A 26,427-nucleotide genomic window follows, 5' to 3' on the forward strand; every position below is an offset into this window, starting at 1 on the left:
CCCTGTTTCTTACTATTTTTCTTCAATTTTTTCAATGTTTCCATCTAAAATGTAAACAATTTTATCTGCATATTCAGCAATGCTTTTATCATGGGTTACAATTACTAATGTCTGCTGATTCTCTTTTGCTATCTTTAGCATTAATTGCATTACCTCATGAGTCGTTTTTGAATCCAAATTTCCTGTTGGCTCATCAGCAAAAATAATAGGTGGTTTACTAACAAAAGCTCTTGCTATTCCTACTCTTTGCTGCTGTCCTCCACTCATCTGTGTTGGCTTATGGCATATATATTTTTTTAAACCAACAGCTTCTAGCATATCCATAGAAATTTGTTCTCTCACCTTTTTTTTAATTCCTCTAAAAGTTAATGGTAAGCTAACATTCTCAAGAGCAGTAAGTGATGGCAAAAGATTATATGACTGAAAAATAAATCCGATATGCTCTTGTCGAAACTTAGCAAGCTTTTTCTCATTCATTTTTTCAACATTTTTACCATTTATTTTTATTGTTCCTCGTGTTGGTTTTTCAAGTCCTGCCATTAGGTTTAAAAGGGTAGATTTTCCTGAACCTGAAGTCCCTAAAAAACAACATATTTCTCCTGCTTTTATTTCCAGGGAAACATCATTTAATGCTATTACCTTTTCATCTCCTACTTTATATACCTTTCTAATATTTTTTATTTCGACTGCATTTTTAATATATATCCCCCCTGAAACGTTTTTTATTTCTTTTTTAAATAACAGTATATAACAAATTTACTCAAAAATAGTTACAAAAATATTACAAACATAGACTTTTATAATAAGTGTACTATTAGTGTTAGTACACTTATTATATTATTTGATTTTATATTTGTCAATAAAAAATAGAAGCTAATCATAGCTTCCATCATTATACAAATTTAACAGCTGTTCCATAAACAATCACTTCTGCTGCTCCCTGCATAATTGCACTAGTAGCATATCTTATATTAACTATCCCATCTGCTCCTAATTCTTCTGCTTCTTCAACCATTCGTTTTGTAGCAATCGCTCTAGCCTCATCCATCATTTCTCTATAAGCCTCTATTTCTCCACCTACCAATGTTTTTAATCCACTCAAAATGTCTTTTCCCACATGCTTCGCTCTTACTGTTGAACCTTTTACAATAGAAATTGTCTCTAATTTTTTTCCGCTAATATAATCAGTATTTACTAAAATCATCTTTTTCCTCCTCCTTAATTTCTTTTATTCTTTTATACATATTATATATTAACGCCAATATAAATCCTGTAAAAATAATAAACACAACACCTATTATTAAAATAGATCCATTAGTATTAATCATTGTAAAAAGAATATCGAAAGCATAAAGCGTGAAAATTATACAAAAAATAATCGTTATGCCAATGGTTATTAATATATTTTTCATCAAAGTCACCCTTTATAAAATATGGATTCTATCTTATTATATGCATTACAATCCCCTTAATTACAACTTTTAGTTTTATTTTATCTCAAAATCCTCTAACGGATTTTTTTCATTTTTCCAATCATATTCAAAGAAAGCATCAACAACCTCTTTCTTTACACCTTCTAATGAAGAAGGATTCCATTTAGGATTTCTGTCCTTATCTACTAATACTGAACGAACACCTTCAAAGAAATCATGACATTTCATAAAATTCATACTCATATTTAATTCCATTTTAAAACAATCTATAAGTGATTTTTCTTTTCCTTCTATAAGCTGTTTAAGGGTAACTTTTAATGAAGTAGGAGATTTTGTACGTATTAGTTTTGCCGTATCAGCTGCCCAAGAATCTCCTTCTTTTCCAGCTTCCTCCAAAGAACTTACTATCTCTTCCATGGTATTGTATGCAAAATGCTTATTAATTTTTTCTTCTATTGAAGCTATCGGTGCATCTGGTAAAGATTTTTCACAATACTCATCAAAAAGATTACTTAGCTCTCTTGCTGCTGATTCACTAGTCCATACTCTTTCATAAATAGCATTTTTTACATCTTGCCATTTATCACTCTCCATATAGTAATCAGCTGCACCTATATATATAACATCTGCTGGATTTATTGTCCTAGATGTAAGAGCAAGATATCTTCCTACATACCCAGGCATTCTTGATAGGAAATAACTTCCCCCAACATCTGGATAAAGTCCGATATTCATCTCTGGCATAGCCCATTTTGTTTTTTCTGTAACAATTCTATGGGTACCAGGAATAGCAATTCCAACACCTCCACCCATAACGATACCATGCATCAATACTAAAATAGGCTTATTATAAAGGTGCATTATGATATTCATACAGTACTCTGTAAAGAAAAAATCAAAAGCAAGTTCTTCTACATTTGATTCTCTATGGTCATAAAGGGCACGTACATCTCCACCCGCACACAAAGCTTTGTCCCCTTCACCTATTAAGCAAATAAACGCTACTTTTTCATCATCTTTCCATTCCTTCAATTGATTATAAATTGCATGAATCATCTCTACTGAAAGAGCATTCAAAGCCTTTGGTCTATTTAGCTTTATCCAACCTACTCCATTTTTCACCTCAAATAAAACATTTGACTGCTTCATTATTTCCCCTCCATATTTTGTATTTTAATACTGAATGTTTTTTTTACATTTCATTTTGAATTTATCTAACAATTGCAAACGTTTGGGATAATATAAAATAAACATAGGTCAATTTTGACCTATGTTTATTTTATCATATTTTGTCATATTTTATAGGATTAAAATTTTCTAATCGAGCTTACTTACAAATTTACCTATATCTTTTCTATAATACATTCCATCAAAATAAATCTTTTCTACATTTTCATATGCCTTTTCTCTAGCCTCATTAATCGTATCTCCCCAAGCTGTAACTCCTAATACTCTTCCTCCATTGGTTAAAACTTTTCCATCTACAGCTTTTGTTCCTGCATGAAATACCATTATATCTTCATCTACATCTTCTAACCCATGAATTTCCTTTTCTTTCTCGTAGCTTCCTGGGTATCCACCTGATGCAACAACAACACAAACCGCTTTTTTGTCACTCCATTTAATTCTTTTATCTTTTAATTTTCCTTCTAAAATACACTCGATAATTTCTACTAGATCTGTTTCAAGCCTTGTTAAAACAGTCTGTGTCTCAGGATCTCCAAATCTTACATTAAACTCTAAAACTTTTGGTCCCGTTTGTGTTATCATAAGCCCAATAAAAAGAATCCCCTTAAAATCCAATCCGTCCTTTTTAAATCCTTCAATAATAGGAACAAGTATTGTTTTTTCCACTTCTTTTCTAAGCTTTTCATCATAAATATAGCTTGGAGAATAAGTTCCCATGCCGCCCGTATTAGGTCCTTTATCTTCATCAAATACTTTTTTATAGTCCTGTGCACTTACCATAGGTACAATACTTTCGCCATCTACAAAGCATAATATAGAAGTTTCAATACCTGTTAAATATTCTTCAATAACCACTTTTTCTCCAGCTTCTCCAAATGTTTTTTCAGCCATCATATCCTCTAAAGCTTTTATGGCTTCTTCTTCATTCTGTGCTATTACAACACCTTTTCCAGCTGCTAATCCATCTGCTTTAATAACCATAGGATATCCATAAATACCTATGGCTTTTTTTGCTTCTTCAATATCTATAAAAGCTTCATAATTGCCTGTAGGAATATTATGCCTTATTAAAAAATCCTTAGTGAAAGCTTTGCTACCTTCTAATTGAGCACATTTTTTGTTTGGACCAAACACTACAAGACCTTCCTCTTCAAATCGATCAACAATCCCTAAAACCAAAGGAACTTCTGGACCTACAACGGTTAAATCTATATTGTTACTTTTGGCAAAGTCACATAATCCTTCAATATCTTTAGGGTCTATATCTACAATCTCTGCCATATTACCAATCCCTGCATTTCCAGGAGCACAATAAATTTTATCAACCCTTGGGCTTTTCCTTAACTTCCATACAATCGTATGCTCTCTACCACCACTTCCTACTACTAATACCTTCATAAGCTACCTCCTTCCCATTAATGCTTAAAATGCCTCATTCCTGTAAACACCATAGCAATGCCATATTTATTTGCCATCTCTATAGAAGCTTCATCTTTTATTGAGCCCCCTGGTTGAATAATGGCTGTAACGCCTGATTTTGCTGCTTCTTCAACACAGTCAGGAAATGGGAAAAAGGCATCTGATGCCATAACACTTCCCTTTACTGGTATATTTGATTGTTTAATTGCATTTTCTACTGCCCAAATTCTATTTACTTGCCCAGGCCCAATACCAATTGTCTGTCCTTCACGTGCTAAAACAATACCATTTGACTTAATATGTTTTACAACCTTCCAGGCAAACATTAAATCTTCCATTTCTCTTTTAGTAGGAATTCTCTCTGTAACAACCTTTAATTCTTCTTCAACAAACAATTCATTATCAACATCTTGAATTAATAGTCCGCCATTTACTTTTTTCATATCTAATGCATTTTTAGATTGCTTCTTATTGATATTTGCTAATTTTAATATTCTTATGTTTTTCTTGGATTTTAAAATCTCCAATGCATCTTCATCATAATCTGGTGCAATCACAATCTCTATAAAAATCTTATTTATTTCTTCTGCCGTTCTTTTATCAATTGTACGATTCATAGCAACAATTCCACCAAAAATAGAAACTGGATCACATTTATAAGCTTTTAAATAAGCATCATATATATCATATCCACTTCCTACCCCACATGCATTTGTATGCTTTACTGCAACAACTGTAGGTTCTTCATATTCTTTTAGTAGCTCTATTGCTCCATTTGCATCATTGATATTGTTAAAGGAAAGTTCCTTTCCATGAAGCTTTATAGCATCTACCAAAGAGCCTTCATTTTTTCCAACTTCTTTATAAAATACTGCCTTTTGATGCGGATTTTCTCCATATCTTAAATCTTGTACCTTCTCAAAAGTCATTGTAAATACATCTGGTAATGGTGCATCTATTTGCTTTCTTAAATAATCTGCTATCAATGCATCATAATGTGCTGTATGCTCAAACACCCTTAGTGCCAGCTTATATTTTGTATCATAGGATACTTCCCCATTATTTTCTAATTCTTCTAATACAGAAGTATAATCATCTGGATTACATATAACAGTCACATCTTTATGATTCTTAGCAGCACTTCTTAACATTGTAGGTCCACCTATATCAATGTTTTCAATAGCTTCTTCTAAAGTTGCATTTTCTTTTGCTATTGTTTCTTTAAAAGGATATAAGTTGATTGCAACTAAGTCAATAGGTACTATATTTAAATTTTCTAACTGCTTTAAATGCTCAGGATTATCTCTCATTGCTAATAATCCTCCATGTACTTTAGGATGAAGTGTCTTTACTCTTCCATCAAGACATTCAGGAAAACCTGTAACATCTGATATTGGAATTACTTTTACACCATTTTCAACAAGAACTTTTGCTGTTCCGCCAGTAGAAATTATTTCTACACCCATTTCTTGCAATTTCTTTGCAAAATCAATAATTCCTCTTTTATCTGAAACACTTATTAAAGCACGTTTAATCATTTCCATGCCTCCTATTTTATTCTCACTTTTCGACCTTCTACTTTTAATTTGCCTTCAGCAAATAGCTTTATTGCCATAGGAAGAATTTCATGTTCAACTTCTAAAACTCTCTTTGACAAAGATTCTACCGTATCATCATCCTTTACAATAACTGTTTTTTGCAAAATTACAGGCCCTGTATCAGTCCCTTCATCAACAAAATGTACAGTAGCCCCTGTCACTTTTACACCATAATTTAGAACAGCCTCATGTACTTTTTTACCATAAAATCCCCTTCCACAAAAACTTGGTATAAGAGAAGGATGAATATTTATAATCCTATTTTTATAACGCTGAACAATTTCTTTATCTAAAATGCTCATAAACCCTGCAAGGATAATTAAATCTATTTGTTTTTCTTCTAAAATTTCTAAAATCTTATATGTTCTTTCTGCTAAATTAGGATAATTATTTTTTCCTATATAAATTCCCTCTATCCCATGTTTTTTTCCACGTTCTAATGCATAAGCATCCTTTTTACTAGATATAATAACTTCTATATTTCCATCTATATTACCTTTTTTTATATTATCAATAATTGCCTGAAGGTTTGTACCTCCTCCTGATACAAATACAGCAATATTTATTTTTGACATAATGTCACCCCATGCTCTGAAGTAACCCTACCGATTACATAAGCTTTTTCTTCTAAACTATTAAGATATTCTATCACTTCTTGTGAATCCTTGTTAGAAACAATCATAATCATACCAATTCCCATGTTGAAAGTACTAAACATTTCTTCAGTACAGATATTTCCTAGCTTTTGAATCAATTTAAAAATAGCTAGTATATCAAAGCTTCCTAAATCTATTTCTACGCCTAGTCCTTCTGGCAGGATTCTTGGAATATTTTCATAAAATCCTCCACCTGTCATGTGGACCATTCCCTTTACTTTATATTTTTTCATAACTTTACTACAAACATCTACATATATCCTAGTAGGCTTTATAAGTTCTTCTCCTAAAGTACATCCTAACTCTTCTATATATCTATCTATCTTATAGCCTAATGTTTCAAAAAACAGCTTTCGTACCAATGAATATCCATTACTATGAATTCCACTAGAAGGTAGCCCGATTAATACATCTCCTTCTTCAATGTCTGACCCATCAATAATTTTTTCTTTATCTACAATTCCTACTGCAAAGCCTGCCATGTCATACTCTCCTTCTTCATAAAAGCCTGGCATTTCTGCAGTCTCTCCTCCAATAAGTGCACACTGTGCTTTTATACATCCATCTGATATACCCTTTACAATGTCTGCTATCTTTTCAGATTTTAGTTTTCCTGTTGCAACATAATCTAAAAAAAACAAAGGCTTTGCTCCTTGACATAAAATATCATTTACACACATTGCTACGCAATCTTGTCCTACCGTATCATGTTTATTCATTAAAAAAGCTATCTTTAGCTTTGTTCCTACTCCATCTGTTCCAGATACCAATACAGGCTTTTTAATTCCTTCTAAATCTAGTTCAAAAAGTCCTCCAAATCCACCTAAACCACATAGTACGTTTTTGGTAAATGTTTTTTGAACATGCTCCTTCATAAGTGTAACAGCTCTTGCTCCCTCAGAAACGTCTACACCAGCATCTTTATAAGTTAGTGATTGTTTTTCCATAGTATCCTCCTCTATCTTTTCTCAAATAGATATTTGTTCCCTTGTTTTGGAACTTCCATTGGATAATCTCCACTAAAACAAGCTGTACATAAACTGCATCCTTCCATGCTGGTTGATTTTATAAGCCCCTCTATACTTAAATAACCTAAGCTATCTGCACCAATCATTTTCCTTATTTCTTCTACGGAATGAACTGCTCCTACTAAATTTTTTCTTGTTGGTGTATCTATACCAAAATAGCAAGAATACTTTACAGGCGGAGAACATACTCTTACATGAACTTCTTTTGCTCCTGCTGATTTTAATAAATCGACAATCTGCTTGCTCGTTGTTCCCCTAACTATAGAATCATCAACCATTATCAATCTTTTTCCTTTTATATTATCCTTTAGTACATTTAGCTTTAATCTTACACTTCTTTCTCTCATTCTTTGATCTGGCTGTATAAATGTTCTGCCTACGTATCTATTTTTTATAAGTCCTTCTCCAAAAGGAATTTTTGATTCTTGTGCATATCCAATAGCTGCAACAGTTCCAGAATCTGGAACAGCAATAACTAAATCTGCTTCTACTGGATGTTCCTTAGCTAGCATTTTTCCTGCATTTCTTCTGCTTACATATACGCTTTGTCCATCTAGTACACTATCAGGTCTTGCAAAATAGACAAATTCAAAAGAACACAATGCTCTTTTCATATTTTCTGCATATCTTATACTTTTAATCTTATAATTCTCAATAATAACAATTTCACCTGGTTCAACATCTCTTACAAACTCTGCACCTATTACATTAAACGCACAACTTTCTGAAGATAATACATATCCTCCATCAATTTTTCCTATGCATAATGGCCTAAGTCCATGAGGATCTCTAACACCAATAAGCTTATCTTTATAGGTAATAGCAAGCGCATAAGATCCTCTAATTTGATCCATTGTTTCCTTTATTGCATTTTCTATTCCTAATTTGTGATGTCTAGCAATCATATTTGCAATCACTTCACTGTCAATAGAAGTTTGAAAGATAACCCCTTGATCTTCCAATGCTTCTCTAATTTCATTAGCGTTTACAAGATTCCCATTATGGGCAAGTGCTATTGCCCCACCTTTATGGTGTACTACTAAAGGTTGAGCATTTGCTACATAACTTTCTCCAGTAGTAGAATATCTTACATGCCCTATGGCAATGTCTCCTTGAAGTCTCTCAATAATTTGATCAGAAAATACTTCTTGAACCAGTCCCATTTCCTTATAATAGTGAATTTCCCCATTTTTATTTGCAGCGATTCCTGCACTTTCTTGCCCTCTATGCTGAAGAGAATGTAGTCCAAAATAGGCCAATTGTGATATATTATCTATTCCTGGTGCATAAATGCCTATGATTCCACACTCCTCTTTTAATTTATCAAAATTTATTGTATTATACATGGTTACCTCCTAAAGGTTATCCCTTATTTTTCAAGTCTTTCTAAAACTTCTTGGTAAGTTTTTTCTACATCTCCTAAATCTCTTCTGAATCTATCTTTATCCATTTTTTTGTTTGTTTCTACATCCCATAATCTGCAAGTATCTGGCGAAATTTCATCAGCCAAAATCACTTTACCATCGAAAACACCAAATTCTAATTTAAAATCAATTAATTTCATTCCTCTTTCAAGAAAATATTCCTTTAGTATTTCATTTATTTTAAAAGCATATTTTTTCACAACTTCAACTTGCTCTTTAGTTGCTAATTCTATAGCTTCAATATGATAATCATTAATCATCGGATCTCCTAATTCATCATTTTTATAACAAAATTCTAAAACTGTTGTTTTCATTTCAGTTCCTTCAGCAACACCTAGTCGCTTTGCAAGAGACCCTGCAGCTACATTTCTAACAATCACTTCAATAGGAAGTATTTTTACTGCCTTTACTAATGATTCTCTATCACTTAATAGTTCTTCAAAATGAGTAGGAACCCCTTTTTCTTCTAAAATTTTAAATAATACTGCTGACATTTTATTATTCACAATTCCTTTATCTTCAATTGTCCCTTTCTTTACACCATTAAATGCTGTTGCATCATCTTTATATTCTACAATATATTTTTTTTCATCATCCGTTTTATATACTTTCTTTGCTTTTCCTTCATATAACATTTCTAATTTTTTCATATTAATTTCCTCCCTCAATTTTATCGATTTAAAAATCCTTCATCTTTTTTTATAACTTCTTTTTCTTGAAGTTCTCTAAATGCTTTTAATTTTTCTCTCAACTCTGGATACTTAACAGATAATATTTGAATAGCAAGAAGTGCTGCATTTTCTGCTCCATTTATTGCTACTGTTGCTACAGGTATTCCCTTTGGCATTTGAACAATAGATAAAAGAGAATCTAATCCATCCATTGTTGAAGATTTTATTGGCAATCCTATAACAGGTAGTACTGTTAAACTTGCTAATACTCCTGGAAGATGTGCAGCCTTTCCAGCAGCACCTATAATTACTTCAAATCCGTTTTCTTCTGCATTTTTTGCAAACTCCATGGCACGATTTGGTGTTCTATGGGCAGATATCACCCTAACTTGTACTTCTATACCAAAATCCTTTAAAATTTTTTCACCCTTTTCAACAACATTATAATCTGAATCACTTCCCATAATAATTGCAACCTTCATATTTTTCCCTCCTTATTAAAATCAGTAATTCCATTTTTATTAACCAAACTTTAGTCTTAATATTTCTAATTCTTTATTTTTTTATCATCAATTTAAAATTTTCAATCAAACCTTGGATAAAAAAAACCCGATATAGACTTCATCATCTATTTCGGGCTATTTAGTTTAACTAGCTATATGCTTTAATATAAACAGCACTGCAATAACATACATCATTGGATGTACTTCATCTGATCTTTTTGCTAGAACTTTTAATAGTACATAAGAAATCACACCAAAAACAAGTCCTTCTGCAATGCTATAAGTTAAAGGCATCATAATAATTGTTAAAAATGCTGGAATGGCTTCTGTAAAATCTTCAAAATTTATTTTTAATATTGGACTAATCATAAATAATCCTACTAAAATCAGTACTGCTGAAGTAGCTTGCGGTGGAACAGCTGTAAATAGTGGAGCAAATACTACAGAAGCTAAGAATAACACTCCAGTTGTAAGCGCTGTAAGTCCTGTTCTTCCACCCTCTGCAACACCAGATGCACTTTCAACATAAGTTGTAACAGTACTTGTTCCCATCATAGATCCCACAGTCGTACCAATAGCATCTGCAAATAAAGCTTGTTTTGCCTTAGGCAATTTCCCTTCATCATCAATCATATCTGCTTTTGTAGCAACACCAATTAATGTTCCTAATGTATCAAATAAATCTACAAATAAGAAAGTAAATACAACCACTACCATATTCCATGATAAAATTTCATTCATTCCGACAAACTTGAAAAAGATTGGTTTTATAGATGGCGGTACGCTGACAATTGTAGCAGGGATTGCTGTTTTCCCAATCACCATACCCCCAACTGTCGTAAGAATCATACCAATTAACAAAGCACCTTTTACATTCTTTACAAGTAATATTCCTGTTACAATAATTCCAACTAATGCCAATAACACCCCAGGATCTTTTACATTTCCTAATCCTACTAAAACAGCATCATTATTTACAATAATTCCAGCACTTTGAAATCCTATAAAAGCAATAAATAATCCAATCCCAACGCTTACTGCATTTTTAATCACCATAGGCATTCCATTAATAATTGCCTCACGAACATTTGTTAAGGTAAGTACTATAAATATAAGTCCTTCAATTAATACTGCGGTTAAAGCAAATTGCCAGCTATATCCCATTCCAATACAAACTGAAAACGCAAAGAATGCATTTAATCCCATACCTGGTGCTAATGCAAATGGCAGATTTGCCATAAATGCCATCAAAAATGTAGCAAATGCTGCTGAAAGAGCAGTAGCAGTAAATACAGCTCCTTTATCCATTCCTGTAGCACTTAAAATATCTGGATTAACAATAAGAATATAGGCCATCGTCATAAATGTTGTAATACCAGCAATAATTTCAGTTTTTACATTAGTTTTTTTCTCTGAAAGCTTAAATAAATTTTCAAGCACTCCTGATTTTGATTTTTTGTTTGTAATTTCCAATTTCATCTCCTCCTTTTGTTTTGGGGATTTTTCTATATTCACAAAAACGAAAGCCCGGATGGGAAGGTTTGTACTCATAAGTGAAACCTCCCCGTCCGGGCTTTTATCCCCACGGTGTAGTATTACATACTGCAATACTCGTATCACTTGGACCAGACGCAAAACAGCCGGAACCCTAGATACGCTTTCACCCATAGTCAGGCAATTTACGGTTGCCTGGTAGAGACTTTCGGACCCTATTACCGAAATTATATGAGTAGATGATTTAATTGTTTTTTCATTTGTTCTTACATCATTATCATATCAAAGTCACTTTTTTTAGTCAATAGCTTTTCGAATGTTTTTGTTTTTATTTTTAAATTAATTTGTATAAACACGAACATTAAGCCTTTTTATTTGTTTTATAATTCCTGTTTGCATTTTTCATTCCTATACTATTTGTAAAAATTTCTTATAAAATAGCAGATATTTTCTTTTCAAGTAGTATATGCATATATTCTTTTAATGATTTTCTAATATTTCCATCTCTTCCTATTGTGGTATTTGCTGTAATAAGAGAGTTTAAAATTGCTTCTTCTGTACATTCAGCTACAGCTCTAAAAACTAAATCCATATTATTTTCATGGATCATTTTCATCTCAAAAATATCTTCCTTTTTGTAATGAGAAAATCTGTTTGCAGTCGTAAAACTAATTACAATCTCTCCACTACCATTCCCAATGTATGATCCAGTTCTACTAAGCCCTACAACTGATCTTTTAGATATTCTTTTCAATTGTCTATGAGTCATTGGAATATCTGAAGCTAAAATAATTATGATGGAACCTTTATCTTCCTCTAAATCCTTTGTTTCATCTATTTTCTCTATTATTCTTCCAACAAATCTGCTATCAATGATCAAATCTCTTTTTTGTCCCATATTTGTTAACACAAAAGCTCCAACTGTATATTCATTACCATCAAGCGTAATGATCCTTGATGCTGTTCCTATTCCACCCTTTAATTTATAACAAGACATACCTGTTCCTGCTCCAACTGATCCTTCTTCAAATTCTACATCTGCATTCTCTAGTGCTTTAAGTACATGTTCTTTTTTTATATGCCTTCCTCTAATATCATTTAAGTATCCATCATTACATTCACATACTACTGGATTAACAGTTCCTGTAGTCAAGCCAATATCATCATTTTTATCTAACATATAAGCAATCAAAGCATCACTTGCTATTCCAACACTTAAGGTATTCGTTAAAATGATCGGCGTTTCTATAGTTCCTAACTCTTCAATTTGAACAAGGCCTGTAGTCTTTCCAAATCCATTAATTACATGGGCTGCAGCAAAAACTTTTTCTTTGAATAGATTACCTGCATGAGGTAATACTGCTGTAACTCCAGTTTTTATATTATCTTTATCCAAAGTAACATGACCAACCTTGATACCTTCTACATCCGTTATTGAATTTCTTTTTCCAGTTTTCATACTTCCTATTATTATTCCATAATCTCTTATTCTTTTTTGATTTTTCAAAATAACTCCCCCCTCAAACTTATTAAAAATAAACAAAAGAGTAATTACTCTTTTAAAAGAAATTACCCTTTTGCTTTTTTGATGCTTCAATCAGTGCTTTAAATAACTTTAAAAATATTGGATGGTGAACTGTCAAATCCTCAGGATGCCATTGAACCCCAACAACAAATTTTTTATGAATGTGTTCAACTGCCTCAATAATGCCATCAGCTGCCCAAGCAGTTTCTATCAATTCGTTTCCAATCTCTTTTATGGCTTGATGATGGAACGAATTTACCCTTATTTCATTTTGTCTAAATACATTATAAATTTTGCTTTCATTTTTAACATGAACCTGATGATAAAGATTGTGAACCGGTGTATCCTTTGGATAATGACCTAAAGTATTTTCTCTTTGAGCATGAATATCTTGATATAAAGTCCCACCTAATGCAACATTCATGATTTGAATACCTCTACAAATTCCAAGGATGGGTAAATTGTTTTTTAAAGCCTCCAAAAATAGATTTATCTCAAATCCATCTCTTTCATCACAAATTAGCTTTACCTGTTCAATAGGATTTTCCCCATAAACTATTGGTGAAATATCTTCTCCCCCTGAAAGAATCAGTCCATCTATTGATTTTATATATTCATATCCAGCGATTTTATCATCCATAAGTGGAATCAAAATAGGAATCCCCCCAGCCATATGAACAGATCGAATATAATGATAGCTTACCAAATTGTATAATTTTTGGGGCCTATTTTCCCAAAACGTTGTAATTCCAATAATTGGTTTAATCACAATCCACTTCCACCACCTTATACATTTCTCTCTTTAAGTTTATAAAGAAACTCTTCTCTTTAAATTGTTGTCCCAAAACACCCTGGGCTTACAATATGAATTTAAAAGTTTAATCATTCATCCATATTTTATCTATATAAATGACATGCTACAGAATGTCCTTTTTTAATTTCATTTAGTTTTGGAACATTCAATTCACAAATTTTCATGCGTTTTGAACATCTTGTATGGAATGTACATCCTGTAGGAGGATTTGATGGACTAGGAATATCTCCCTCAAGTATAATTCTTTCTCTCTTAATCCTAGGATTTGGTATAGGAACTGCACTTAATAATGCTTTTGTATAAGGATGATATGGATTATCATAAAGCTGATCTTTATCTGCAATTTCAACAATTCTACCCAAATACATAACACCTACACGATCGCTTATATGCTCAACCACACTTAAATCATGAGCTATAAATAAATAGGTGAGTTTAAACTCTTTTTGTAAATCCTGCATCAAATTAAGAATTTGTGATTGAATAGAAACATCTAATGCAGAAACTGGCTCATCAGCAACAATAAGCTTTGGATTTACTGCTAAAGCTCTTGCTATTCCTATACGCTGTCTTTGTCCTCCACTAAATTCATGGGCATAACGATCTGCATGATATGAATTAAGTCCAACCAATTCTAGTAGCTCACAAACACGTTTTTCTCTTTCTTTTCCTTCTGAAATCTTGTGAACAATCAATGGTTCAGAAATAATCTCTCTAACAGTCATCCTTGGATTAAGTGAAGCATATGGATCTTGAAATACCATTTGCATTTCTTTTCTCATAACTCTCATCTGATCTTCTGTTAATTTGCTAATCTCTTTTCCATCAAACCAAATTTCTCCTTCTGTAGGATGAATTAGATTTAATACCATCCTTCCAGTTGTAGACTTACCACAACCACTTTCTCCCACAATCCCTAACGTTTCTCCTCTTTGAATCGTAAAAGAAACACCATCTACAGCACGTACAAAGGATTTATCTTTTCTAAATATGCCTTTACGAATAGGAAAATACTTTTTTAAATTTTTTACTTCTACTAAAGATTGTGTCATATGCTATACCTCCTTGGCCAATTCACTTTGGTACAACCAACACTTACATTTATGGTGTTCTCCTACCTGATAAAAGCTTGGCTCTCTTTCTAAACAATGATCCATTGCATGTTGACATCTAGGAGCAAACTTACATCCTTTTGGCATGTTTGTTGGATTTGGTACTATTCCAGGAATAGAATCTAATCTATCTATCTTTTGTCTAAGTTTTGGAATAGAATTTAGAAGCCCTATTGTATAAGGATGCTTTGGTTCTTCAAATATCTGAAAAACATCTGCTTCTTCTACAACTCTACCAGCATACATCACCACTACCCTGTCGCACATTTCTGCTACTACTCCTAAATCATGGGTGATCAACATAATAGATGTTCCATTTTCATTTTGGAGTTTTCTCATCAAATCCAATATTTGTGCTTGAATAGTCACATCCAATGCAGTTGTTGGTTCATCTGCAATCAACAATTTCGGATCACATGACATAGCCATAGCAATCATTACACGCTGCCTCATTCCTCCAGAAAGTTGATAGGGATATTCATAGTAGATTTCTTCTGCCCTAGGGATTCCTACTAACTTCAACATACCAATCACATGTTTTTTTGCTTTATTTTTATCATATTTTAAATGAAGCTCAACAGCTTCTTGTATTTGTTCTCCAATTCTTAATACTGGATTTAATGAAGTCATTGGTTCTTGAAAAATCATTGCAATGTCATTGCCTCGAATTTCCTGCATCTCCTTTTCTGATAATTGTAATAAATCCTTTCCTTCAAACTTTATAGAACCATTGATGACTTTTCCAGGAGTATCCATTAACAATCTCATAATAGACAATGAAGTTACACTTTTTCCACAACCAGATTCTCCAACTACTCCAAGTGTCTCGCCTTCGTGTATCAAAATGTCAACTCCATCAACAGCTGGCACTACACCATGATCTCCAAAAAAGTAAGTTTTTAAGTTATGCACCTCTAAAAGCTTTTTCTTCACAGTAAATATCCTTCCTTTCTACTAATCCTTAATTTTAGGATCTAGTGCATCCCTAAGACCATCTCCTAATAGATTAAATGCCAATACAGTAATAAATATTGCCAGACCTGGGTAAAAAGTCACATGGGGAGATATACTTAAATAATCCCTTCCCCCACTAAGCATTGCACCCCATTCAGGGGTTGGAGGTTGTGCTCCTAATCCAATAAAACTAAGACTTGCTGCTGTCAAAATAGAGGTTCCTATTCTCATGGTAAAATAAACAATGATACTGGCAGCAGTTCCTGGAAAAATATGTTTAAATATAATACGGCTATTTTTGCTTCCAATAGAACGGGTAGCCTCTACATACACAGTCTCCTTAAGTGAAAGTGTACTGCTTCTTACTATCCTTGCAAATATAGGAACACTAAATACAGCTACAGCAATAACTACATTTCCTAGTCCAGGTCCTAATATAGCAATAATTCCAATAGCTAAAAGAATTCCTGGAAATGCAAATAACACATCACAAAATCTCATAATTACACTATCAATTAAGCCTCCATAATAACCACTAATAAGTCCTAAAATTGTTCCTACTATAGCCCCTACAGAAACAGAGCTAACACCTACCAATAGAGATATTCTTGTTCCTACAATAATACGACTAAATATATCTCTGCCAAATGCATCTGTACCCGCAAGATGCTTCAAGGACGGTTTTGATAAGATATTCTCATAATCAGGCTGATCTGAATCATATGGGACAACATATGGACCAATCATAGCTAAAATAATTAATAAGCATATAACTCCTGCTGCAACTATAGCTAATCGCTGTTTTTTAAATTTCCTCCAAAACTCCGAAAAAGGTGTTCTTATTTTTTCACTTTTTTCTACATTTAAATTTAATTCTTTTTCTTTCAATGCTTTCTCCTCCTTTACTTATATCGGATTTGTGGATTCATAACAGCATATAACATATCCACAATCAGATTAATGATAATGAATTGTAATGCAAAGAGAAGCATTTCTGCTTGAATGACTGGATAATCACGAAAAGCTACAGAATCAATCATTAATCTTCCCATCCCTGGCCAGCTAAATACTGTTTCTACAACAATAGATCCCCCTAACAAAAATCCAAATTGTAACCCAACCATAGTAACAACAGGAATCATTGCATTTTTTATAGCATGTTTCCATACAACGATTCGTTCACAAAGTCCCTTTGCTCTTCCAGTTCGAATATAGTCTTCCTTCATAATTTCCATTAAAGAAGATCGTGTAAATCTTGCAATTACTGCAGCTACACCAGCTCCAAGGGTTAATGACGGCAAAACATAGCTTTTCCATGAATCATATCCTCCCGTTGGAAACCAGCCGAATTTTACTGAAAATATCTGAATTAGCAGTAATCCAAGCCAAAAGGATGGCAGCGAAATTCCTGATACAGCTCCAAACATTCCTACATAATCCTGCCACTTATTGCGATTTGTTGCAGAAACTACTCCAATAAATAAACCAAATATTAAAGCCCATGTCATACTCGATAAAGTAAGCGTAAATGTAGGTACGAAGCGATCAGCAATTTCATTTAAAACAGGTCTTTTGGTTTTCATAGATATTCCTAAATCTCCCTGTGCTAAATTAGATATATATGTAAAATATTGTTCATATAATGGTTTATCTAGTCCTAACTCTTCCCTGACAAGCTGAACATCTAACTCGCTAGCATCTTCTCCTGCTACCAACCGTGCTGGATCTCCTGGAATCATGTGAACAAACAAAAAAATTAAAATTGAAACAATCAGAAGTATAGGTATGACTTCTAATAGGCGTTTTAAAAAATATCTAAGCATATTATCCAAAACCTCCATATCAATATGAGATAAGAGCTTAAAGTCAGCGCTTATCTCATATTTGTTTTCTTATTGTTTAATTTCTGCATCGTCAACACTTAAAGAACCATCAGGCAATAGATATACTCCTTCTAAATAAGCCTTTCTTCCTGCGATTGTTTGGTTTACACATAAAAATGCCCAAGGTGCCTCATCCCAAAGGATCTTTTGCACTTTTTCATAAGCTTCTTTTCTCTTTTCATAATCAGCAGTCTTTAAGCCTGCCTTAATAAGTTTGTCTACTTCTTCATTTTTATAATATGCAGTATTATAAGACTTTGGTGGGAATGAATCTCCTCCTAGCAATGGTCGAATTCCCCAGTCAGCATCTCCTGTAGATGGTGACCATCCACCATAGTACAACTCAACTTCTGCGTCTTCAGGCTTTTGAACAGACCAAATTTTCTCTGCTCTTGTACCTGATTCCATAGGTACGACATTTACTTTTATTCCAATTTGTGCTAATTGTTGTTGTAAAAACTCCATTGCTTTAATTGTATCTGAGTTGTTATTTCCCCAAAGATTTGTTTCAAATCCATTTTCATAGCCAGCTTCTTTTAATAACTGCTTTGCTTTTTCTATATCATATGGATAAGGTGTTTGCTTTGAATAAAACTGCGTATTTGGTGCAATAATAGAATCCATTACATCAGCATATCCATTATATACAACCTTTATATAAGCTTCCTTATTAATTGCATAGTTGATTGCTTTACGAACACGAATATCATCATATGGCTTTTTCATTGTATTCATAGTCATATCACGAACAATAATAGATGGATCATGTTCTACAATGATACCATTTTTTCCATCTATTGCCTCTATTTGTTCAGCTGGTACTGGATAAATATAATCTGCTTCACCTGTTTGTAGCATAGCAACACGAGATCCATTTTCAGGTACTGGCTTAAATGTAATTCCATCAATTTTAGGATATCCAGGTTTCCAGTAATCTGGATTTTTTTCAACAGTAAAATGATCTCCAGGTACCCACTCTACAAATTTAAAAGGACCTGTTCCAACAGGGTGACGCCCTACTTCTTTTCCATACTTTTCTAGTGCCTTAGGGCTATGCATCATTGCTGCAGGATGGGCAAAGTTATTAATCATTGCACCAAATGGCTCTTTTAAAGTTACTTGTACCGTATACTCATCCAACACTTCAGTTTTCTCAACCAATGCAAATAAACTATGTCTCTTAAGTTTGTTTTCAGGGTTTGCAAGCCTATCAATATTTACCTTTACTGCTTCTGCATTAAAAGGTGTTCCATCATGAAATAAAACTCCTTGACGAAGTTTAAATGTAAATACCTTAGCATCATCACTTCCCTCATAGCTTTCTGCTAATACTGGAATTACCTTCATATCTTTGTCAAAACCTACAAGTCCTTGCATCATCGTTTTTTGTACTGAATATGATAACGTGTCATTAGTATCATGTGGGTCCATACTAATTAAATTATCTTTTACTGCTATAGTGATTGTGTTGTCTTCTTTTTTTACAGCTTCTGTTTGGCCAGATTGTACCTCACTAGCTGTATCTTTTGTTTCACTTCCTGAGCATCCTGTAAGAATGCCACTGGCAATCATCAAAACTGCCAATACTAAGATTAATGACTTTCTAAACACTTTTTTTCCCCCTTTAAACATTTTTTTATCACAAAATGCATTAGCACTTTTGTAACGTAAAAGATGGTACTATCCTTCCTACCTCTTCATTACGAGCATTTCTTACTTTTGGCATATAATAATCCCTCAACTCTTCTAGTTCTTCTTTTGTAATAAGATCAAGCTGCCTTAATACCTCTAATGCGACAGTATACATTGCCCTAGCATTTCCATCCTCAATTTTTATTGCAACTCCTATCCCAGTTTTTTTATCCCCTATTAAGTAAACAGCTTCAGCACCTGCTTTTCCAAACATGCGTCCCTTTGCTGTTTTCATAAACTCTGTACAAAACCTGCCCGTTCCAGCTACCAAGTCAGAGTGATTCATCATTGCATTAGTAATCCTCTCACATGCTTTAGCACGAATTTCACCTAAACATTTAGGTTTTGTCATTCTAGCAAAGGCATACGCTAATCGTTCTAATGGCATAGCATGTACTGGTACACCGCAACCATCTATACCAATTTGAATCTTATCAATAGGATACTTAGCTATCTCTGATAATGTCTTTATAATTCTTTGCTGTACTGGGTGTTCAATTTTATAATAATTTTCTAATGGTTCTCCCATATGTATAGCAGTCAAAAGCATCCCTACATGTTTTCCTGAACAGTTATTATAAAGAGGTGTTAACTTTTCTCCCTGCTTAATTAAATTTTCATATACATCTTTCCTAAGTGGAATATGCTCTCCACATTGTAGTGAATCTACTCCAATGCCACCTCGCCTCAACATAGATAAAATCCCATTAGTATGTTTTATCTCACCACTATGCGATGCACAATTAAGCGCTAAATCAGCATCACTCAAATGAAACCTATCAGCAGTACCCGTCTCAACAATAGGAATTGCTTGAATCGGTTTTATGGAGGAACGTGCATAAGTAATTCTATATGGGTTCCCCCCAGAGTATAATAACTTTCCTTTCCAATCCACCACAGCTATGTGTCCTAAATGGGAACTTTCCATAATTTCTCCACGATACACTTCCGCTACTTTGAAAATAGACACCATACCCCACCTCTTTTTTGTGAATTTTCTTATTTCTTAGAAGATTCTATCATATCGAAAGGCTTACTTCAATCTATTTGAAAAATTTTACATAAAAAAACTTTCATACATTCCTAATAACAAATTATTATGGACAATTAAATGATTGTATTCTTTATCCAATAAAAAAATAACCTTCTATCCGTAAGTAGATAAAAGATTATCATTTCTAAAAAGAGCTTCCTCTAACCCTTTTCTATATTGTCTTGCTGGTGCATAAAATATCTTATAATCTTCATATAAGACATATATGCATTTAATAAAACATCTTCATCAAAATCAAAACTACTATGATGATGAGGTGCTGAAAGGCTTGTTCCAAATACCATATATATTGCTTTTCCTTTATTTTTTTCAACCTCATGGAACATATATGTAATATCTTCAGATGCTCTCATAGTAGCACCATTTATCACCTCAAAATCACATTCTTTTAATAAATTTTCAATAAAAGAAATGAATTCTTCATCCTTACAGTTATAAGCTGGTGCACTACCTACAAGCCTCACTTCATAACTTACATCATAAAGCTTTCCACTTCCTTCTATTACCTCATAGACCCTTTTTAATAATTGGTTGTTTATTTCCTGTGTTTCCCCTCTAGTTTCAATCTCAAGTTTTGCATAAGAAGGCACTACATTTCTTCCCGTTCCTGCATTCAATACACCTACATTGATCCTACTCATACCTTGACTAAATTGACATAATGTATGAAGATTTATAGCGCAATTTGCACCTGCTAAAAGTGCATTTTTTCCTTGTTCGGGATAAGCACCGGCATGAGAAGCTTTTCCATAATAATAAATATCTAACTTAGAAGTAGCTAAAAAACCATCTACTCCACAAATCACTTGATTCTTTTTACCCATAAAGCCAATGTGTCCTGATAATATATAGTTAACATCCTTTAATATACCAGCACCAATCAAACTCTTAGCTCCTCTAACCCCTTCCTCTGCTGGCTGAAAAATAAATAAAATTTTTCCAAAAAGTTTTTTTCTTTGTTTGCTCAAATTTTTTGCAAGACTCAGTCCGATAGCAATATGTCCATCATGTCCACATGCATGCATCATACCTTTATTTTTAGATATAAACTTTTCCTTATAAGGTCTATGTTCTTCTTTTTTATCTTCATCTACAGCATTGCCGTCAATATCAAATCGAAGAGCAATAATAGGACCTGGTTTTTTTGTATCTAAAATTCCAACAGCCCCAGTATATCCTTTTAGTATTTCTTCTATATCAAAATCTACCCTAAGGTTACTTACATTTTTTATATGCTCCTGCATAATTCTTTCACTTGGAAGCCCCATTCTTTCACTGTGAATATGCTTTCCGTATATGACTTCTAAGCCATATAATTTCAAATAATGGATGATCTTAATTGTTGTTTCATATTCAAGCCATCCAACTTCTGCACATTTATGAAATTCTCTTCTTAAATCAACAAGTTCTTCGTAAATTTGACCATCCATACAAAAACCCCTTTAGCTATCCTTAATATTTAAAATCTTGATTATAACCCCTCTTAATAGATTTAAGCGAGGTTCAATAGAAGATATTTCAAGATATTCATCAATTCCATGAGCCCCTGCCCCTATAGGCCCTAAAGTATCAACAGTTGGAACACCAACAAAAGATGTAAAATTGGCGTCTGAACCTCCTCCTGTAGATACCCATTTTATGTTTATTTCTAATTCTTTTCCTACTTCTTCCACTAGTTTATATAGTTTTTTACTTTCTTCTGATGGGTTCAATGGAGGACGGAACCCTAGTTTTGTCACACTTACCTTCATTCCTTTTAGCTTTGGGTTTTCTGATAATACTTTTAGAAGCCTTTCTACTTTTTGTAGCTCTTCTTCAAACTTAAACCTTATATCAACTACTGCATTTGCCTTCTCTGCTACTACATTTGGTGCACTGCCTCCTGAAACAACACCAACATTTACAGTCGTTCCTGCATCATAATCATTTAGTTTATTTAACTCTAAAATCCAATATCCTAACTCTGTAATAGCACTTACTCCCTTTTCAGGTTCAACTCCTGCATGGGCAGCAACACCTGTAAAATCAATGCTATATTTTAAAACCCCTTTTCTTTCTTTTACCAAAGCCCCATTTTTTCTTGCAGGTTCTAATACAATAGAAGCTTTGCTTTTTCTCGCAAGGCCTTCAATCCATTTGTAAGAAAACATTGAGCTGATCTCTTCATCACTATTTAATGCAATACAAATAGATGGAACTCTCTCTAGCTGATTAAGCTTTAATGACTTTAATACATAATACATAGACAATAACCCTGATTTCATATCAACAACCCCTGGACCATATACCTTATCCCCTTTTATATCAAATGGTCTTTCTTTAGCTGTTCCTTTAGGAAAAACAGTATCCATATGACCTATTAACAATAAATCAATATTCTCTTCATTTGTATTTCTTATTTCTAGACAAGGTCCTGCTTCATCATCAAATTGATGCACCTTTACAGACCATCCCATTTGAATATACAAATCTCCCAAATAAACAGCTACCTTTTTAATTCCTTCAGGATCTTTGCTACCGCTATCCGTATTCACCAAAATTTCTAGATGTTTAAGATATTCATCCAAATTCAATTCATATAATTCCATTCATAACCCCTCCTCAGAATTTGAGTAGACATTTTTGTCTAGCTAAAACAAAATATAATTTGCAGCTACTGTTACCAATAATGCTCCTGCCATTGGAATAGCAGTTCTTTTTACTACTTCAATAGGAGAAACATTTGAAATACCTGCAACAGCTACGATTACTCCAGTAATAGGCGATACACTTCTTGCAATACCTGCAGCAAGCTGCATTGGTAGAAGCATTAATACTGCTGGAATAGCTAATTTAGCTGCTACTTCTGGTGCTAATGCAGCAAAAGCAAAGAAAGGGGCATTTCCTGATCCCATTAATATTGCTGATACTGCAATAATAGCTGTCATAATAATCATCATTATATTAGATCCAAATCCAGCTGATTGAGAAGATTCGATCACTGTATTAATTGCCCCTATAGATTTTAGCCCTTGAGCAAAAGTCTGACCAGCAACAACAAGAGTTACAACTTTTGCAAATTGTGTTCCCATTCCATCGAAGTAATTTTGTAAACTTGCAAAAACCTTTTTTGCATCCTTATGTCTTATATATTCAAAAATCATACTGATAAATAAAGATATAAGCATAGCCGTTACAACATGCATCTTAACACTTTTAACTAATAATTTACTAAAAATTAAAATTAGTACCAATGGAACCATAGGAAGAATTGCATATATTTTAGGAACCTCATTATCTTCTATCGTAGCTGCTATTTCAACATTGTGTACACCATTTGGATCATATCCTGACTTTTTGTCAAATCTTTTTTGAACAAAATAATGTAGTATGGATATAGTCAATATAGTGGCAATTGCTACAGGAAGCTGATATTTTACAAAATATATAGATACATCTATTCCAGCTGTTGTTGCAGCCAAGTTAGCATTTCCAGAAGCTGGTCCTAAATCTAGGCAAGCAGTAGTCCCAATCATTGCTGTTGCCGCTAAAGGACTCACCCCAAGACTTACTAGAATTGGATACATGGTTACCATTAACAATACCCCAAGACCTGATGCACTAGGAATAAATACATTTAATAATTGTCCAATCATATAGCCAACAGCTAGAACTACATAAGGTGCATTCATCTTACGTAGAGGCTTGATCGTCAACTTAACCAAAGCCTGACTTGCACCAATATTACTCATATACTTTGCAAATCCACCAACAGCCATAATAGTTAATCCTAGACCTGCTGATGTTTTGCTAAAAGTATTTTTCATAAACTCAAAAATATCAAACCAAACCAACCCTGTTGATTTATCCTCTGGCAGTATACCACCAAGCTTAAATACAACAGCCAATACCATTAAAATTATTCCTCCAAACATCAAAACAGCTTGGGGTTTATACTCCCTAAGAACCAATCTCCCAACAAATAAAGTAATAATAACAGCTAATAAAATTCCTAACATAAAACAACCTCCTTTTTATTTTAATTTTTAAAAGTATTTGGGACATATTAAGGTCATGTCCTTTTATATATTCTATATTATTCCATAAATTCCTTCTTAAGTAATGATATTTTTTAATAATAAAAAAAAGACTTGCTTCAACAAGTCTTACAATAAAATCTCATATATCTGTCTTGGTCTTCCTAAGCTTGCTACACTTTTCATAGCAATAATATTTCCATAACCTGCATCTGTAATTTGTTTTAATATCCTTCTCCCACTTCTCACGCTAATCCCTAAATATCTCGCCAACTCTTCTGCACTCATTTGATTTTTTCCTGTTTTTTTCAATATGCACTTTATCTTAGAAATGTAAGAAGGACTAAGCTTTACTTTTTCTGCTATTTGTTTTATTTCTTTACTAGTAACAGCCAATTCATATGATAAAGAAAAATCATCATTTTCTTTTATAGGCCCTGACAATTTTCCTTTTTCATCAACTATATAACAACAGTTTTCTTCTTCATTAATAGCATAACCTAAAGCAATACGTGCATTTGCTTCTGCTTCATGTACTGTATTGCCAAACCCTATCCCAAAAGCTAATTCAAGCTGTAGAGAATCATTTAAAAATTTGTTAATTTTAAAGCTTTTCCATTGGTCTGATATAGCTCCACGAGTTGAAAAAATCAAATATTCATCTCTACCAAACGGAAAAATCGATCCAAAATTCTCCTGTGTATAAGGAATAAGACCTTCCTCTAACTTATTTTTTAATTTTAAAAATTCATATTGAGATGACATATTAGAACTTTTGTTTTTAATCTTAACGATTTGAACAGCTATTTGAGTGGCTTTTATTTTTTCTACATCTCCTTTGTAAATAGCTTTATTTACATATTCACGAATAAGAGAAGTAGTTGGAAATAGTTTTACTACAGGAACATTTTTTTCTTTTAGTCTTTCATAAACTGCACTAACACAGGTAACAGCAATATTTATTTTATCATTACTCCATAGATTATAGTGAAAATTAAATAATTCATCATTATCAATATCCTGAGAAAAAGGCTTTACATATAAATGCTTCACTGAAACCTCCAGTTCATTTATAACCTCATATATAGCATTTTCATCAATGGTATCAAAACTCACCTTTGTATAATCTATCCCCTCATTTCTCATCTGCCAAAAAACTCTATATACACTTGTCCCCGTTCTTGGTATATATACAGCAGGTTTCATAATAACTCCCTCTCTCTTTGCAATAAAATAGGGTACCTGCCCAGAAAAAAGAAGTACATCTACCTTGCCTTGATTCTTTTTCAAAATATCAACCGTTTCATATTTATGTTTATAAGGATAAACTAGCACTTCAAGCTCCTCTTGCTGCTTCTCAGCTACACTCTTAATCTTATTCACCGTATCAACAGAACCAATAATCCCAAGTTTTAATTTCATATTTTTATTCTCCCTATTATGTTATCTTTTTTCATATATATCATAGCTCCCATCATAAGCTTTACTCGGAATATTTGATTTTCTCATAAAAAATATATTCACTGGTTCATAAAAATCGACATTTATATGATGAAATCCTAAAGGAACAACCTTTGCTATCACTTTTTGATTTTTTTCATAAACAATATGCTCTGGTTCATACGAGAAGGCAAATATAAAGTAACCTGTCATTATAACAATTCCAACAATCACTACAAATATTACATTCAAAGCATCTTTCCAAATAGTATTTTTAATTTTTGAATACAATTTATAACTTAAAAATATATTCGTAAAAACTATAATGATAATAGTGAAAACCAAAAGATTAATCATATATACAATATCTACCCATCCTCTGAATAATAGATTACTCTTTTCTATTATAGCCCCTACTATTTTGTATAAAGTTATTACAATTATATTTATAAATGCTATATATGCAATATTTTTATTAATACTTTTATTCAAGACACAATTTCCTCCATCTAATTTATATCCT

General features: G+C 32.9%; 25 protein-coding genes and 1 riboswitch. All 25 genes read right to left on the reverse strand.

Translation table 11 applies throughout. From position 1 onward, the window contains the following. Positions 1 to 12 precede the first annotated feature (12 nt). The 25 genes from FQB35_RS12200 to FQB35_RS12320 all read right to left on the reverse strand — a co-directional run bounded on the left by FQB35_RS12200 (position 13) and on the right by FQB35_RS12320 (position 26,396). Positions 13 to 636, reverse strand: a complete 624-nt coding sequence (locus tag FQB35_RS12200; protein ID WP_408625503.1) for an ABC transporter ATP-binding protein — start codon at positions 634 to 636, stop codon at positions 13 to 15. A 256-nt stretch (positions 637 to 892) separates the two neighbouring features. Next, the gene (locus FQB35_RS12205; RefSeq protein WP_148810157.1) at positions 893 to 1,204 is read right to left on the reverse strand and encodes a YbjQ family protein; all 312 of its coding nucleotides are present in this window, start codon (positions 1,202 to 1,204) and stop codon (positions 893 to 895) included. Beyond that, on the reverse strand, positions 1,185 to 1,412 hold the full coding sequence (locus tag FQB35_RS12210; protein ID WP_148810158.1) for a hypothetical protein: 228 nt from the start codon (positions 1,410 to 1,412) through the stop codon (positions 1,185 to 1,187). Before FQB35_RS12210 ends, FQB35_RS12205 begins: the two co-directional genes overlap by 20 nt. A gap of 75 nt (positions 1,413 to 1,487) precedes the next feature. Beyond that, entirely contained in the window at positions 1,488 to 2,582 is a 1,095-nt protein-coding gene (locus tag FQB35_RS12215; protein ID WP_148810159.1) for an enoyl-CoA hydratase/isomerase family protein, read from the reverse strand. A 168-nt stretch (positions 2,583 to 2,750) separates the two neighbouring features. After that, positions 2,751 to 4,019: a phosphoribosylamine--glycine ligase gene (gene purD / locus FQB35_RS12220; protein ID WP_148810160.1), complete on the reverse strand. Its 1,269-nt coding sequence runs from the start codon at positions 4,017 to 4,019 to the stop codon at positions 2,751 to 2,753. Between the two features lie 17 nt (positions 4,020 to 4,036). Next, complete coding sequence (gene purH / locus FQB35_RS12225; RefSeq protein ID WP_148810161.1) at positions 4,037 to 5,578, reverse strand: bifunctional phosphoribosylaminoimidazolecarboxamide formyltransferase/IMP cyclohydrolase; 1,542 nt, start codon at positions 5,576 to 5,578, stop codon at positions 4,037 to 4,039. Positions 5,579 to 5,589: 11 nt separating this feature from the next. After that, positions 5,590 to 6,213, reverse strand: coding sequence for a phosphoribosylglycinamide formyltransferase (purN, locus tag FQB35_RS12230; protein ID WP_207707304.1), 624 nt, complete (start codon positions 6,211 to 6,213; stop codon positions 5,590 to 5,592). Further along, on the reverse strand, positions 6,201 to 7,241 hold the full coding sequence (gene purM, locus FQB35_RS12235) for a phosphoribosylformylglycinamidine cyclo-ligase (protein WP_148810162.1): 1,041 nt from the start codon (positions 7,239 to 7,241) through the stop codon (positions 6,201 to 6,203). The genes purN and purM overlap by 13 nt, the downstream gene beginning before the upstream one ends. A gap of 11 nt (positions 7,242 to 7,252) precedes the next feature. Beyond that, the gene (gene purF / locus FQB35_RS12240) at positions 7,253 to 8,668 is read right to left on the reverse strand and encodes an amidophosphoribosyltransferase (RefSeq protein ID WP_148810163.1); all 1,416 of its coding nucleotides are present in this window, start codon (positions 8,666 to 8,668) and stop codon (positions 7,253 to 7,255) included. Positions 8,669 to 8,691: 23 nt separating this feature from the next. Then, a complete protein-coding gene (purC, locus tag FQB35_RS12245; RefSeq protein ID WP_148810164.1) occupies positions 8,692 to 9,396 on the reverse strand; it encodes a phosphoribosylaminoimidazolesuccinocarboxamide synthase in 705 nt (234 codons plus the stop codon). 20 nt (positions 9,397 to 9,416) lie between these two features. Next, a complete protein-coding gene (gene purE / locus FQB35_RS12250; RefSeq protein WP_148810165.1) occupies positions 9,417 to 9,899 on the reverse strand; it encodes a 5-(carboxyamino)imidazole ribonucleotide mutase in 483 nt (160 codons plus the stop codon). Between the two features lie 165 nt (positions 9,900 to 10,064). Continuing rightward, complete coding sequence (locus FQB35_RS12255) at positions 10,065 to 11,387, reverse strand: NCS2 family permease (protein ID WP_456298361.1); 1,323 nt, start codon at positions 11,385 to 11,387, stop codon at positions 10,065 to 10,067. 180 nt (positions 11,388 to 11,567) lie between these two features. Further along, positions 11,568 to 11,669: riboswitch (purine riboswitch) on the reverse strand. A 175-nt stretch (positions 11,670 to 11,844) separates the two neighbouring features. Beyond that, positions 11,845 to 12,921 (reverse strand): DmpA family aminopeptidase, encoded by a 1,077-nt coding sequence (locus tag FQB35_RS12260; protein ID WP_231701794.1) that lies wholly within the window; start codon positions 12,919 to 12,921, stop codon positions 11,845 to 11,847. A gap of 52 nt (positions 12,922 to 12,973) precedes the next feature. Then, a complete protein-coding gene (locus FQB35_RS12265) occupies positions 12,974 to 13,708 on the reverse strand; it encodes a gamma-glutamyl-gamma-aminobutyrate hydrolase family protein (RefSeq protein WP_231701795.1) in 735 nt (244 codons plus the stop codon). 128 nt (positions 13,709 to 13,836) lie between these two features. Then, on the reverse strand, positions 13,837 to 14,805 hold the full coding sequence (locus FQB35_RS12270) for an ABC transporter ATP-binding protein (RefSeq protein ID WP_148810166.1): 969 nt from the start codon (positions 14,803 to 14,805) through the stop codon (positions 13,837 to 13,839). Between the two features lie 3 nt (positions 14,806 to 14,808). Then, positions 14,809 to 15,798, reverse strand: coding sequence for an ABC transporter ATP-binding protein (locus FQB35_RS12275; RefSeq protein ID WP_148810167.1), 990 nt, complete (start codon positions 15,796 to 15,798; stop codon positions 14,809 to 14,811). A gap of 21 nt (positions 15,799 to 15,819) precedes the next feature. Then, a complete protein-coding gene (locus FQB35_RS12280) occupies positions 15,820 to 16,707 on the reverse strand; it encodes an ABC transporter permease subunit (protein ID WP_148810168.1) in 888 nt (295 codons plus the stop codon). Between the two features lie 14 nt (positions 16,708 to 16,721). Further along, positions 16,722 to 17,642 carry a glutathione ABC transporter permease GsiC gene (gsiC, locus tag FQB35_RS12285; RefSeq protein ID WP_148810169.1) on the reverse strand — a complete coding sequence of 307 codons (921 nt, stop codon included), beginning with the start codon at positions 17,640 to 17,642 and terminating at the stop codon, positions 16,722 to 16,724. A gap of 69 nt (positions 17,643 to 17,711) precedes the next feature. After that, positions 17,712 to 19,313, reverse strand: a complete 1,602-nt coding sequence (locus FQB35_RS12290; protein WP_207707305.1) for a glutathione ABC transporter substrate-binding protein — start codon at positions 19,311 to 19,313, stop codon at positions 17,712 to 17,714. Between the two features lie 40 nt (positions 19,314 to 19,353). Beyond that, the gene (locus FQB35_RS12295; RefSeq protein ID WP_168198343.1) at positions 19,354 to 20,367 is read right to left on the reverse strand and encodes an asparaginase; all 1,014 of its coding nucleotides are present in this window, start codon (positions 20,365 to 20,367) and stop codon (positions 19,354 to 19,356) included. A 221-nt stretch (positions 20,368 to 20,588) separates the two neighbouring features. Then, on the reverse strand, positions 20,589 to 21,878 hold the full coding sequence (locus FQB35_RS12300) for an amidohydrolase (protein ID WP_148810171.1): 1,290 nt from the start codon (positions 21,876 to 21,878) through the stop codon (positions 20,589 to 20,591). Positions 21,879 to 21,890: 12 nt separating this feature from the next. Then, on the reverse strand, positions 21,891 to 23,036 hold the full coding sequence (locus tag FQB35_RS12305) for a M20 family metallopeptidase (protein ID WP_148810172.1): 1,146 nt from the start codon (positions 23,034 to 23,036) through the stop codon (positions 21,891 to 21,893). A 42-nt stretch (positions 23,037 to 23,078) separates the two neighbouring features. Beyond that, complete coding sequence (gene dcuC, locus FQB35_RS12310; RefSeq protein ID WP_148810173.1) at positions 23,079 to 24,446, reverse strand: C4-dicarboxylate transporter DcuC; 1,368 nt, start codon at positions 24,444 to 24,446, stop codon at positions 23,079 to 23,081. Between the two features lie 147 nt (positions 24,447 to 24,593). Next, positions 24,594 to 25,886: a hypothetical protein gene (locus FQB35_RS12315; RefSeq protein WP_148810174.1), complete on the reverse strand. Its 1,293-nt coding sequence runs from the start codon at positions 25,884 to 25,886 to the stop codon at positions 24,594 to 24,596. Between the two features lie 21 nt (positions 25,887 to 25,907). Further along, positions 25,908 to 26,396, reverse strand: a complete 489-nt coding sequence (locus FQB35_RS12320; RefSeq protein ID WP_148810175.1) for a hypothetical protein — start codon at positions 26,394 to 26,396, stop codon at positions 25,908 to 25,910. Between the last annotated feature and the right edge of the window lie 31 nt (positions 26,397 to 26,427).

Source organism: Crassaminicella thermophila (assembly GCF_008152325.1).
In the GTDB taxonomy this organism is placed as follows: domain Bacteria; phylum Bacillota; class Clostridia; order Peptostreptococcales; family Thermotaleaceae; genus Crassaminicella_A; species Crassaminicella_A thermophila.

Bases quoted from the DNA above. Each gene is read 5' to 3' on its own strand.
- FQB35_RS12205 (WP_148810157.1), bottom strand. From the start codon at position 1,204: ATGATTTTAGTAAATACTGATTATATTAGCGGAAAAAAATTAGAGACA.
- FQB35_RS12210 (WP_148810158.1), bottom strand. From the start codon at position 1,412: ATGAAAAATATATTAATAACCATTGGCATAACGATTATTTTTTGTATA.
- FQB35_RS12215 (WP_148810159.1), bottom strand. From the start codon at position 2,582: ATGAAGCAGTCAAATGTTTTATTTGAGGTGAAAAATGGAGTAGGTTGG.
- purD (WP_148810160.1), bottom strand. From the start codon at position 4,019: ATGAAGGTATTAGTAGTAGGAAGTGGTGGTAGAGAGCATACGATTGTA.
- purH (WP_148810161.1), bottom strand. From the start codon at position 5,578: ATGATTAAACGTGCTTTAATAAGTGTTTCAGATAAAAGAGGAATTATT.
- purN (WP_207707304.1), bottom strand. From the start codon at position 6,213: ATGTCAAAAATAAATATTGCTGTATTTGTATCAGGAGGAGGTACAAAC.
- purM (WP_148810162.1), bottom strand. From the start codon at position 7,241: ATGGAAAAACAATCACTAACTTATAAAGATGCTGGTGTAGACGTTTCT.
- purF (WP_148810163.1), bottom strand. From the start codon at position 8,668: ATGTATAATACAATAAATTTTGATAAATTAAAAGAGGAGTGTGGAATC.
- purC (WP_148810164.1), bottom strand. From the start codon at position 9,396: ATGAAAAAATTAGAAATGTTATATGAAGGAAAAGCAAAGAAAGTATAT.
- purE (WP_148810165.1), bottom strand. From the start codon at position 9,899: ATGAAGGTTGCAATTATTATGGGAAGTGATTCAGATTATAATGTTGTT.
- FQB35_RS12270 (WP_148810166.1), bottom strand. From the start codon at position 14,805: ATGACACAATCTTTAGTAGAAGTAAAAAATTTAAAAAAGTATTTTCCT.
- gsiC (WP_148810169.1), bottom strand. From the start codon at position 17,642: ATGCTTAGATATTTTTTAAAACGCCTATTAGAAGTCATACCTATACTT.
- FQB35_RS12295 (WP_168198343.1), bottom strand. From the start codon at position 20,367: ATGGTGTCTATTTTCAAAGTAGCGGAAGTGTATCGTGGAGAAATTATG.
- FQB35_RS12300 (WP_148810171.1), bottom strand. From the start codon at position 21,878: ATGGATGGTCAAATTTACGAAGAACTTGTTGATTTAAGAAGAGAATTT.
- FQB35_RS12305 (WP_148810172.1), bottom strand. From the start codon at position 23,036: ATGGAATTATATGAATTGAATTTGGATGAATATCTTAAACATCTAGAA.
- dcuC (WP_148810173.1), bottom strand. From the start codon at position 24,446: ATGTTAGGAATTTTATTAGCTGTTATTATTACTTTATTTGTTGGGAGA.
- FQB35_RS12315 (WP_148810174.1), bottom strand. From the start codon at position 25,886: ATGAAATTAAAACTTGGGATTATTGGTTCTGTTGATACGGTGAATAAG.